We start from the raw sequence: 11809 nt of genomic DNA, 5'->3' as shown, positions 1-11809 counted from the left end.
TTAATTTTTATAGTTTTAATCGTTTTATTAGATCAACACTTTTAAACTTATCTAAACTCAATATTTATTAAATACTTACACAACCACAAACTCACCACATCATATTGAGTAGAGATATTTGCTACAATTCATTTGAATTAAAAAACATCATAAATGGTTGTGTTATGCGTGCTTTATTGCAACGAGTTCTTGAAGCAAAAGTAGTTGTAGATGGTGAAACAACTGGAGAAATTGAAAAAGGAATTTTAGTTTTTCTAGGTTTAGGCAAGGAAGATGACTTTGAAAAAGGTAAAAAGCTGATTGATAAAATTTTAAAATATCGTTTTTTTGATGATGAACAAGGCAAAATGGGATGGAATATTTCCCAAGCCAATGGTGGTTTATTGCTTGTTTCACAATTTACTTTAATGGCACAAACACAAAAAGGCTTACGTCCTGACTTTGGTCCTGCAATGCCGCCCAGTGAAGCCAAAGCACTTTATGAACAACTAGTTGAATATGCAAAATCTCAGTTTAGCCATGTTCAAACAGGTATTTTTGCTGCAGACATGAAAGTTCATTTGGTCAATGATGGACCTGTAACATTTAACTTAGAAATTGAATAATTGAAATCTTATACATATAAAAAAGCCCTCGATTGAGGGCTTTTCTTGGTCAAATCTATCACTCATACTTATAGCCTCTTTGTATTTCTCCCAAAGGGAGAAAGAAAAGGCTCGATGAAAGATTTTTGATTATTTACCTGTCTTCTCTTTGATGAATTGACGCGCAAAAGACAACTTTTCTGTCACAGGTTTTGGCAATTTTGGCGGAATAAGTTTAGCAACACGGTTAAACCACACCAACAAACTGAAATCACCATCCATTTTAATTGTGCCATTTTGCATACCTGTCATAAATACAGATGGATCGCCTTTAACCAACGTCTTTACACCTTGTTCACTGTCTGCAAATTGCAAAGTAAAATCTGCAGGTTCTGCACTTCCTGAAACTGTATCGATTTGTCCATTATTTACAATAATTTGACGCGCAACACCCAAGTCTGTACCAATTTGAATACGGAACTGACGATCATGAATCAATTCAATAAATTTAGGACTTGTACGAGCCAATTGCTTCATACGTAATACTAAACCTGCAACCATAAGATCAAGCGGGTCTGTACTCACATCAACAAGTGGTAATTTTACGACAGGTAGTGAAGGAAATTTCATGACATCGAAGCCTATTGTAATTGTATAAAATTGAACTACGACATCCTACCATAGCTTATTTTTTTTGCAGTATTGCTTTGCATAATAATCATAAATTTCAAACAAAAAAAATGCACATCAATGTGCATTTTTCGAAAAAGATCAGTCTTCTCTTAATGGCTAGAATATTGTTGCTGATCGTCTTCATATACTGGAGTATGTTCAATATAACGACGCTTTGCCATTGCTGCACGTTCCGCTCGACGATCTTCAATTAACAGCAATAATGTCATCATCACCATTGCAAATGAAATCGCAGCTAGATAACTGTAAGTTACTGGGAATTCAAAGACTGTTTGCACACTTAAACGTACAATCTCGAGTAATCCCCAAAAAACCATTCCAGCCATCATAAAGCTCAACCAGCGGCGATAAGGCGAGAAGAAAACAGCAATCAAAGCAACTGCTAATAAGCTGATGCCGACAATGCTTGCTAAATTCGCTGTTGCCATAAAAACCTCCGTTAATGTTAGATTCTAGCTTTTTAAATAAAGCATCGTTCTAACGCGAATACCTTTAATTAGATTAATGGGCTATATGTATTTAAACGCTATGAAAAGCATTATGAGCAGTTTTTTGCATAAAAAAAGACTTGTTATCTGGTTATGCGACATACATTGTCGCAATATTATATTGTAATTACATTTTTTTTGATTTTAACTTTTCGGGAAGTAAAGCCTGTCCTTTCTTCGCGTGTCATTACAAAAAAAACATCTGCATTTTTTAACTAAAAAATTTTTTTACCGATGGTATTTATCGTTATTTTTTTCTTGCATTCATCCACGGCTTTAGTCTCATTATTTATGCCTTTATAAATAAAAAATACGGCAAATTTGCCGTATTTTTTTAAAAACTCAACCATTATCCACGGTTTAAATCTTTATCATGTACACCAAGTAAATACAGTACACCATCTAAACCAACGCTAGAAATGGCTTGATTTGCATTTTGGCGAACTAGAGGTTTCGCACGGAATGCAACACCTAAACCCGCAATTGAAAGCATTGGTAAATCGTTTGCACCATCCCCTACTGCAATGGCTTGCTCAAGTGAAATACCCATTTCTTCAGCAATTTGAGTTAAAAGTAAGGCCTTACGTGCACCATCTACAATGTGACCTTTAACTTCACCTGTCACCTTGCCATCTTGAATATCTAAGATGTTTGCATGTACTTCATCTATACCTAATTTTGCTTGTAAATATTCTGCAAAATATTGGAATCCACCAGATAAAATTGCGGTGCGATAACCCAATGCTTTCAGTGTTGAAATTAAACGTTCAGCACCTTCTGTAACGGTTAAGCGTTCTGCAATACTTGCAAGTACAGATGCATCCATACCTTTTAAAAGAGCAACACGTGCGCGGAAACTGCTTTGGAAATCAAGTTCACCTTGCATTGCTCGTTCTGTAATTTCAGCAACCTGCTCACCCACGCCTGCTTCTTTTGCAAGTTCATCAATCACTTCTTGCTCAATTAACGTTGAGTCCATATCAAAACAAACTAAACGACGATTACGGCGATAAGCATTATCTTCCTGAACTGCAACATCGACATTTAGTTCACTTGATAGTTTTAGGCATGCTGCACGCATTGCTGCAGCATCTAGCATTTGTCCTTTTAAGCCAAACTCTACGCAAGCACGTTTAGGCTCAGTAGATTCACCTGTTAAAGTTGGTCTGCCAGACAAACGTGTTACTGTTTCAATGTTAAAGCCTTGACTAGATACAATTTGAGTCACTGCTTGTAAGTGCGAAGCTTTTAATTCAGGTGCTAGCGCTGTTACGATGTAACGCGTACGACCACCTTCACTTACCCATTGATCATAATCTGTTGCCAAGATTGGTTTAAAGCGAACAGTTAAACCAATTTCATGTGCTAAAATTAAAATCTCTTTCATGGCTAATGCTGTCGCAGTCTGATCTTCAGAGGCAACAACAATACCTAATGTGAGCTGGTTGTGGATGACGGCTTGGCCAACATCTAGAATTTGTAAGGAATGAGCGGACAACACCTGCATTAATCGAGTAAACTGATTAGGTTGGTCAGGTCCTAAAAATGATATAAGAATGATTTCTCGCATGAATTGACTCGGGTCTGAGCTACAACTATTGTAAGAATCATAATCGAATTTAAGTAGAATTACTTTGGAAGTTTACGTTGAATGCGCCTAGACAAGGGCTATTTGCTAGCCTACTGATTGTAAGCTTTACGTTGCATACCTTTTTATTGGTACTTGCAACGACACATCAATTAAATGAAAACCGCACCAATCAAGGTCAATTGATGACAACGCAATTGGTTACGGACAGCTTATCTGAGCTAGATCCTGCCAATACCGTGTCTCTTGCTTTATTGGCGAATCGTTATGCAACCAACCCAAATATTGCATCTATTCGTATTTTAGATACCAATAATCAGGTGCTTGCAACTGGTGGTATGTCAAAAACGCGTCAGGGCGAAATTTTTGTTAGAGATGCGTTACAAAATGAAAAGAAAGTCGGAACAATTGAAATTACGCTAATTAAACCAAGTATTGGTGAAATTTTACGTACTCAATGGATGGCTATTCTATTTTCATTATTCATTCATGGCTTGTTGTGGCTTGCTTACCGTGCAATTGCACGACCTAGCCGTACAGAATATTTGGCAAATATAAATAATGAAGCACGTTTAAAACACGAACTTCAAATGTTGACTCAAGCATTAGAACAAGAAAAGCATCATTCTGCGGTAACTTTGGCACAATCTCAGCATCTTGCTAAAGCTCAACCAAAAATCAAAGAATTGAACAGTGAAGTCCCAAATCAAAACACTATTGCTTTGAATATTCAGTTCTACGACCCGAAACAACTGCTCGACTCAATTACAGATAAAGTTTCTACACCTTACTTTAATTTGTGCCAAATCTTTTTAACAAAAAGTATTGAGCTTTGTGTTCAATATTACAAATTGAATGTTTCTGACATTACAACTGTACAGACGTTCAGTCGAAATGGTGCAACCCTGACAATTTCATCTGAAAAGCCAAATGCTCCAGAATGTTTGGCTATGATTGGCACCGTTTTCCAGTTGCTTTCAGAAGTACTTTATAAACGTTACCGCGAAGACAAACGCTTTGTACTTCAAACACGCAGTGCCGTAGCCACTTCTGTTGAAGCGATGCAACTTAACTCAGTTCAAGCAGCAGAACGTTTGGTGAATCAACTTTCAGCAAAAGAAAGCGCGATTTATTTACCTAATGAATTTTTGAAAGAGCTATCGGAACATTACGAATTGGTTAATCTGCCTAATCCAACCAATGTTCTAACTCGCCATGCATTTATGATTAATGGTATGGATAGTGAACATGCGGAATTAGCGCAAACCATTCGTACTGAAATTTTAAAAGCAAAACAATCTCGTGCATCTTAAAATGCAGTGTTGAAATAAAAAGCCTGACTTAATGTCAGGCTTTTTTAATCCAAATTTTTTTATTTTTCAGTTTTATCTGCTTTTGCCGCCCAATACGTTGCAAGTGCAGAACCCGAAATATTGTGCCATAAACTAAAAATAGCACTTGGAACAGCAGTAATTGGTGATAAAGCAAAATGTACCGCAGCCAATGCCACCCCCAAACCTGAATTTTGCATACCCACTTCAATAGAAATGGCTTTGCAATCTGCATAGGGTAATTTGAACATTCGCCCTGCCCAATACCCTAAAAGCAAACCCAAACCGTTATGTAAGATGACAACGCCCAAAATCATTAAACCTGATTCTAAAATTTGTGCCTTACTTCCTGCAATAATCGCAGCAACAATTGCCACAATGGCAACTACAGAAATTAAAGGCATGACTTGAATATAGTGATCGACCTTATTTTTCAAAATAGCACGTGCAAGCAAACCTAAAACAATTGGAAATAAAACCACTTGTAGAATAGATTTCAACATCGACATTGCATTGATATCAATCCACTGACTTGCCAAAACATAAAAAATTGCAGGCGTAAGAATTGGCGCAAGAATCGTTGAAACTGAAGTACATGCAACGGAGAGTGCAGTATTTCCTTTCGCCATAAAGGTAATCACATTCGATGCTGTTCCACCAGGGCAACACCCTACCAAAATAACACCAATGGCAATTTCTGTTGGTAATTTAAAAAGCTGACACAATAAGAATGCCAAAGCAGGCATCACTAAAAATTGCGCAAAAACACCAAGCGTAACTGCTTTTGGGTTGTGTAAAACACCTTTAAAATCGCCCAACGTCATGGTCATGCCCATACCAAACATAATGATGCCAAGCATCCATGTAATATAGGTTTTTAACCAAACAAATGTTTCTGGACTATAAAGTGCAAGTCCTGAAAAAAGAATGACCCAAATGGCAAAGGTCTTTTGGATGAACTGTGTAAATTTAAGAAGAATAGACATCTGCCTACTCCTATATCATTGATTTGAGTGGGCAAAAATAAAGGGAATAACTTTGTATTATTCCCATGAAATATATGGTGTATTTAAGCACATTGTTCGATTAAATCTTTCATATAAATACGTTTCACACCTGCTGCCGACATCTCTTGCCATGCATATTGTAAAGAACCATTTAAATCTATGCCTTTAGTTGCATCTTCAATCACAAAAGTATTAAAACCTAACTTTGCAGCATCCATAGCTGTCCATGCCACACAAAAATCTGTGGCAATTCCCACAATAAATACAGTATCAATAGTGCGCGCTTTTAAATAACCCGCCAAACCTGTTGTTGTTTTTTGGTCAGCTTCCATAAATGCCGAATAACTATCAATATGACTATGGAAACCTTTTCGAATAATTAATTGAGCGGTTGGTAATTTTAAGTTTGGATGTAATTCGGCATCATGTGTTCCTTGTACACAATGTGCAGGCCACAAAACTTGCGTACCATAATCTAACTCTACAGTATCAAAAGCCTGTTTATTTTCATGATTTTGGGCAAAAGAAATATGATTTTCAGGATGCCAATCTTGTGTGATGACAATATTTTCAAAATACGTTGCGATATGATTAATGTTTGGAATAATCTGATCTGCATTTGCAACAGCTAAGTTGCCACCTGGCGTAAAACCATTTTGAACATCCACAACAATTAAGGCTGTATTTTTTTGCATTTATATCGAAATCCTTTTAAACCTTGAAAATAGTTAATCATATTTTCCATTGAAATAACCATAAAAAAAAGCGAATGTATTTTGAGCTTTTTACATTGGATGGAAGAATTTACATCTGAAATAGGAAAAAATAATGAAAGTGATATTTATAAATGAATGATGCCAACATCAAATCTATTCAGCATCTATAAAATATTTTGAATGATCTATTTCATCATTTAAAAGTAAAAAACACTGAAAACATCACAAATACTGCGTTTTATAACGATTTTACAACACAGATTATCCCCCATAGAAAGCACCTTATTTTAAAATCAACTTCATCATTTCTATAAAGTTTTATTATTTTTAAAAACTTTGTTATTGCTTTGACTAAAGGATATTGTTCTGACACACTGAATCAGTCATAATTTGCATAAGCATTATTCAATGATGACTTATTGAATTTTGACTCAAATCAAAATACTGCAACCATCCACCTTCTCTGTTTTTCTACATAACGTGGATGGGAAAATAGGATATTTTTAAAAAATGACTCAGCAAGCACAGACCATTCAAGGCTCAATTGTCGCAATTGTCACCCCAATGTTAGAAGATGGCAGCGTAGATTGGAAAGGTCTAGAAAAGCTCGTTGAGTGGCACATAGAACAAGGCACGAACAGCATTGTTGCAGTTGGTACAACTGGTGAAGCATCAACATTAAGTATGGCTGAACATACACAAGTGATTAAAGAAATCATTCGTGTAGCAAACAAACGCATTCCGATTATTGCTGGTACTGGTGCAAACTCAACACGCGAAGCCATTGAACTTACGCAAGAAGCAAAAGAACTTGGCGCAGACGCAGCCCTGTTGGTAACCCCTTATTACAACAAGCCAACACAAGAAGGTCTATATCAGCATTATAAAGCTATTGCTGAATCAGTAGAGCTACCAATTATCCTTTATAACGTACCAGGTCGTACTGGCGTTGATATGCAGAATGAAACAGTTATTCGTCTTGCAGACATCAAAAACATTGTTGGTATTAAAGATGCCACAGGTGATGTTGCTCGTGGTCAAAAGCTGATTGAAGGCTTAAAAGACAAAGCAATGACGGTTTACTCTGGTGATGATGCAACGGCTTATCAACTTATTGCTTTAGGTGCAAAAGGTAATATTTCTGTTACTGCAAACGTAGCACCTAAAGAAATGAGCGAAGTATGTGCTTCAGCACTTGCTAGTGACTCAACAAAAGCAGAACACTTAAATAGTAAAGTTGCTATTTTACACGACGTTTTATTCTGTGAATCGAACCCAATTCCTGTGAAATGGGCACTTCATGAAATGAAACTTATTGGTACAGGGATTCGTTTACCACTTACCCCACTTGCAGAACAATATCGCACTACGCTTCGTGAAGCACTCACAGCGGCAGGCATCATTAAATAAAAGAGCTTAACATTATGCAAATACGTTTTGGTTTAGTCACTGCGCTTTCAGCTTTAAGTTTGGTTGGTTGTAGTTCATTTGGTATCAGCAATGGTTCTTTAGACTATAAAAAGACAGCAACAATCGAACCTTTACAATATCCTGAAGGTTCAATGGTTAGACCAGCAACGCCTTTGTATCCAGCTCCTATTGTTGATCCTCGTGCAATTGCAAATGCTCCACAATATGAAAATGATCGTGGTAACCGTTTTGCGCTTCCTAGACCAACCACATTTACTCAAGCAACTACGCAAGATGATCAGAGTGAAGGATCTATTGGTCGACCACAGCAAATAACTGATGGTAATCAAAATCCTTTACTCAAAATTGATGGGAATTCTGCTACAATTTGGCAATATACACTTGCCACTTTAAGTAGCCTTAATCACACAATTGTAGGTCAAAGCAAAAATGCGACTGACGTAACAATTAAGATTGATCAAAAATCTTATGTGTTAAGACTTACATCTGCTGGTTCAAGTAATAGCCTCGCTGTGTTCAATACTGACAACACTTTTGCAGACAAACAAATTTCTGCAGAATTGTTAGCCCAGATTTACCAAAATTGGCCAGCCTAGACATTTCTAGGCATTTTTTTTGAAAAAGGTTCCCTCCATGTTAAAACAAACCTTGCTCTATACTGGTAAAGCAAAATCTGTTTATGAAACAGATAATGCAGACCATCTGATTTTAGTCTTTCGTGATGATGCTTCTGCATTCAATGGCGAAAAAATCGAACAACTAGATCGAAAAGGTAAGGTTAATAACCGTTTTAACGCCTTTATCATGGAAAAACTGGCTGCTGCTGGCATTGAGACTCACTTCGAAAAACTTCTTTCTCCTACTGAAGTTTTAGTGAAAAAATTAGACATGATTCCTGTTGAATGTGTAGTTCGTAACTATGCAGCAGGTTCATTATGTCGTCGTTTAGGTGTTGAAGAAGGCAAAGAACTTGTTCCGCCTACTTTCGAATTATTCTTTAAAGATGATGCACTTGGTGACCCAATGGTTAACGAGTCTCAAGCAATCACTTTAGGTTGGGCTACAGCTGAACAGCTTGCGCGTATGAAAGAACTTACTTATCAAGTAAATGATGTTCTTAAAGAATTATTCGCTACAGGCAATATGCTTCTTGTAGATTTCAAACTTGAATTTGGTGTGTTCCACGATCGCATCGTTCTTGGTGATGAATTCTCTCCAGACGGTTGCCGTCTATGGGATAAAGACACGAAGAAAAAACTTGATAAAGACCGCTTCCGTCAAGGTTTAGGTGGTGTTGTTGAGGCTTATGAAGAAGTTGCTGCTCGTATTGGTATCGACCTTTCAGACATCTAATATCGTCTGATCTTCAAAAAAACCGAGCTTAATCGCTCGGTTTTTTATTTACTAAAATTTGAGTTTTTAAATACTACAAACTCATTGTTATGCCTAACTGAAACCCTCGCCCAGGTAAAGGCGCAATGTATTTTAAAGGTGAGTTTTGAGGTCTCGCTTCTTCATTAAGCAAATTTGTTCCATTTAGATAAAACTCAAAATCTGCATTTTTTAATGCCACTTTTTTACTTAAAGATAAGTCTAATAAATGATAAGCGGGTAAAGGAATTTCAGAGTTTACACTCTTTCCTAAGTATTTCGCTTGAGCATAATAAACATTAGATAACCTAAGATGATAATCATCTTTTTCCCACTCTATGCTTGCACCATAACGGTTTGTTGGCATATTGGTTGGATATTCGCCATCATTTGAAGATTGAATAAGATTTTTATTCGTTACTCGATTTTTAACAAAATCACCAAAGGTACTTAGGGTTAAATCACCCCACTTATCAAGTAAAAAGCGATGACTTAGATCAATCTCAAATCCCTCAATTTTCACATCCGTTTGCTTCCAATATTGCAATGGAAGTCGATTACGCATAGCCATACCTGAATGTGACAAATACATATAATCATTAAAATTCATTTGATATAAAGACAAAGCTATTTTGCTTTGCTCGAAAGTTAAATCTGTATTTAATTCAATCGATTTCACTTTCTCTTTCTTTAAATTTTGATTACCTTCTTCTTGAGTCATAATTGAATAATGCGGGTTACTCGCATATAACTCGTTTAATTCGGGTGCTCTTTCAGATTTACTATATTTAGCATGAATATGAACATGATCTCCCAAATAAAAACCACCACCTAAATAGTAATGTGATAAATCAAAATTTCGATCTTCTAATTTTCCATTAGATGCATTACGAGACCCAACAAAAGTATGATCTTGAATCTGATGCTCAACATTTTCTCGACGGTAGCCTGCTTCAAAATATACAGGTTTAAAATTTAATTTTTCTTGAATAAAAAATGCATTCCTTGTGGTTTTTACATTGGGCAGATATCGAGCATGACCTTTTCCATCGACATCTCTGATTCCCCAACTTTGACCGATTTCACCCGATAAATAGCCAAAATCTTTTTGTTTGAATACCAATTCAACGAAATTTTGTTCAAATTTATATAAATTTGCTTCACTCGCACCAATATATTCACCTGATTTATTAACAAAATTTGATGCTTTAAATTGAATATTATCTAAAAAAATGACTGGCTGATTGAACAAACTATCAAGCATAAACTTATTTTGTTCTGTCTTTACACCTACAGGTAATCCATCATCATAATTTTCTTGGAATGACTTATTTTCCAAAGAAAAACCCGGAACGCCATACTCACTTTTCTTATAATCGGCACTAAAACCAATATATCCATTCTTTAAAAAATACGTTGTTCCCACTGCAATATTGTCATTCCTCGCATAACTATTTCCTAATTTTTTATTATAGTTTGGTGTTACATCGTTATTAATATGATCAATTTTATTTTTTTCTGTACCTTCAACATAATCAGGATTTAATGGGTTTTGATACTCCCTCCCACCTGCTCGAGAAATTGGATCGTCCGAATAAAATGAAAAATCACCATCAGCCCAATCAGGATTATTAATTATGATCTGACTCATATATTTTTGTGATGCTTTATTATACGTTTTTTTAATTCTTGCATCTTTTTGACATATATCAGCCAAAGTACTATTTACGCCACCATTTATGAAAATATCACTATCGCAAACTTGCGCTTTGCTTTTACCTGGAATGTTATAAGACTTTATTTCTTGTCTAGAAAATTGAATATTTGTAGCTAAGTTTTTTTGATTATTCAGTTGTAGCTTCAAACCTTTGGCATCAAAACTATTCCAACCATTCTTATAAACCAAATCTATTTCCCGAGATTTTTCATTTAGTTTCTTCAGAATTAGACCACTATCGACTTCTACACTCCCCCCTAAAGATTGATCGCCATATCTGACGCTATTATTAGATTTATTGATTTTGATAGATTCAGTAAATATCGGATCAAATGGAATATTTACGTTGCCGCTAATTGAATTAACACCTTGAATTGACGTCCCATTTTCAAACACACCTACACGATGCCCTTGCAAACTACGGATTACGGGCGCACCTGAATTGGGTCCAAATGAACTGCTTTGAACACCCGATACATGTTTAATTGCATCACCTAAAGTATTCGCTTTTTCAATAAATTGCTTCTCGACTTTATGTTCTGCGCGAATATTTTCTTCAGCAGTCAGTTTAATCGGTTTTAAGTATTGCTTTGAGTCTGTTTCCGCTGCTTCAACCTGTTTTATAAGCAAAAATAGTAAAACTAATAGTCGTGAATTGTTCATATTCTCATCTTTTATATTACGTTATAACATAACATTATACAGTTTTCTTTTATGATGAAAATCCTTCCGAACCAGAAGTTTAAATAGTTCGAATTTATTTTTTGCTATCTCATTGAAACAATAAAAATTAAAGTTAAATTAAATTTCTAATAATAAAGATATTATTTAAAAATTAGAGTTTTTTGAAGTTATTATCGAATAATTGAATGATCATCATCAA

General features: G+C 35.7%; 11 protein-coding genes. 5 read left to right on the top strand and 6 right to left on the bottom strand.

Annotation, left to right across the window (positions count from 1 at the left end; translation table 11 throughout):
* Positions 1-164 precede the first annotated feature (164 nt).
* Positions 165-605: a D-aminoacyl-tRNA deacylase gene (dtd, locus tag A6M14_RS04435; RefSeq protein ID WP_152873809.1), complete on the top strand. Its 441-nt coding sequence runs from the start codon at positions 165-167 to the stop codon at positions 603-605.
* A 129-nt stretch (positions 606-734) separates the two neighbouring features.
* Here the strand turns inward: dtd and A6M14_RS04430 are convergent, their stop codons facing one another.
* The 3 genes from A6M14_RS04430 to serB form a co-directional block, all read right to left on the bottom strand.
* Positions 735-1214: an SCP-2 sterol transfer family protein gene (locus A6M14_RS04430; RefSeq protein WP_152873808.1), complete on the bottom strand. Its 480-nt coding sequence runs from the start codon at positions 1212-1214 to the stop codon at positions 735-737.
* Positions 1215-1366: 152 nt separating this feature from the next.
* The gene (gene aciT / locus A6M14_RS04425; protein ID WP_152873807.1) at positions 1367-1705 is read right to left on the bottom strand and encodes a ciprofloxacin tolerance protein AciT; all 339 of its coding nucleotides are present in this window, start codon (positions 1703-1705) and stop codon (positions 1367-1369) included.
* A 409-nt stretch (positions 1706-2114) separates the two neighbouring features.
* On the bottom strand, positions 2115-3335 hold the full coding sequence (serB, locus tag A6M14_RS04420; RefSeq protein WP_152873806.1) for a phosphoserine phosphatase SerB: 1221 nt from the start codon (positions 3333-3335) through the stop codon (positions 2115-2117).
* A 77-nt stretch (positions 3336-3412) separates the two neighbouring features.
* On the opposite strand from serB, the gene A6M14_RS04415 reads away from it, so the two are divergent.
* Complete coding sequence (locus tag A6M14_RS04415; protein WP_152873805.1) at positions 3413-4666, top strand: hypothetical protein; 1254 nt, start codon at positions 3413-3415, stop codon at positions 4664-4666.
* Positions 4667-4725: 59 nt separating this feature from the next.
* Here the strand turns inward: A6M14_RS04415 and A6M14_RS04410 are convergent, their stop codons facing one another.
* Both A6M14_RS04410 and pncA read right to left on the bottom strand, forming a co-directional pair.
* Entirely contained in the window at positions 4726-5670 is a 945-nt protein-coding gene (locus A6M14_RS04410; protein WP_152873804.1) for a bile acid:sodium symporter family protein, read from the bottom strand.
* Positions 5671-5753: 83 nt separating this feature from the next.
* On the bottom strand, positions 5754-6386 hold the full coding sequence (gene pncA, locus A6M14_RS04405) for a bifunctional nicotinamidase/pyrazinamidase (protein ID WP_152873803.1): 633 nt from the start codon (positions 6384-6386) through the stop codon (positions 5754-5756).
* A 531-nt stretch (positions 6387-6917) separates the two neighbouring features.
* On the opposite strand from pncA, the gene dapA reads away from it, so the two are divergent.
* Genes dapA through purC form a run of 3 tightly spaced genes read left to right on the top strand, consistent with a single transcriptional unit; the run spans position 6918 to position 9191 of the window.
* Positions 6918-7817, top strand: coding sequence for a 4-hydroxy-tetrahydrodipicolinate synthase (gene dapA / locus A6M14_RS04400; RefSeq protein WP_152873802.1), 900 nt, complete (start codon positions 6918-6920; stop codon positions 7815-7817).
* A 14-nt stretch (positions 7818-7831) separates the two neighbouring features.
* Positions 7832-8434, top strand: coding sequence for a lipoprotein-34 precursor (NlpB) (locus A6M14_RS04395; RefSeq protein WP_152873801.1), 603 nt, complete (start codon positions 7832-7834; stop codon positions 8432-8434).
* A gap of 37 nt (positions 8435-8471) precedes the next feature.
* Positions 8472-9191, top strand: coding sequence for a phosphoribosylaminoimidazolesuccinocarboxamide synthase (purC, locus tag A6M14_RS04390; RefSeq protein ID WP_152873800.1), 720 nt, complete (start codon positions 8472-8474; stop codon positions 9189-9191).
* Positions 9192-9264: 73 nt separating this feature from the next.
* On the opposite strand, the gene A6M14_RS04385 is transcribed toward purC, so the two are convergent.
* On the bottom strand, positions 9265-11589 hold the full coding sequence (locus tag A6M14_RS04385) for a TonB-dependent receptor (protein ID WP_152873799.1): 2325 nt from the start codon (positions 11587-11589) through the stop codon (positions 9265-9267).
* Between the last annotated feature and the right edge of the window lie 220 nt (positions 11590-11809).

The organism is Acinetobacter portensis (assembly GCF_009372215.1).
Classification (GTDB): Bacteria; Pseudomonadota; Gammaproteobacteria; order Pseudomonadales; family Moraxellaceae; genus Acinetobacter; species Acinetobacter portensis.
Note: the sequence above shows the minus strand (reverse complement) of the source record. Positions and strands in the feature narration are given on the sequence as shown.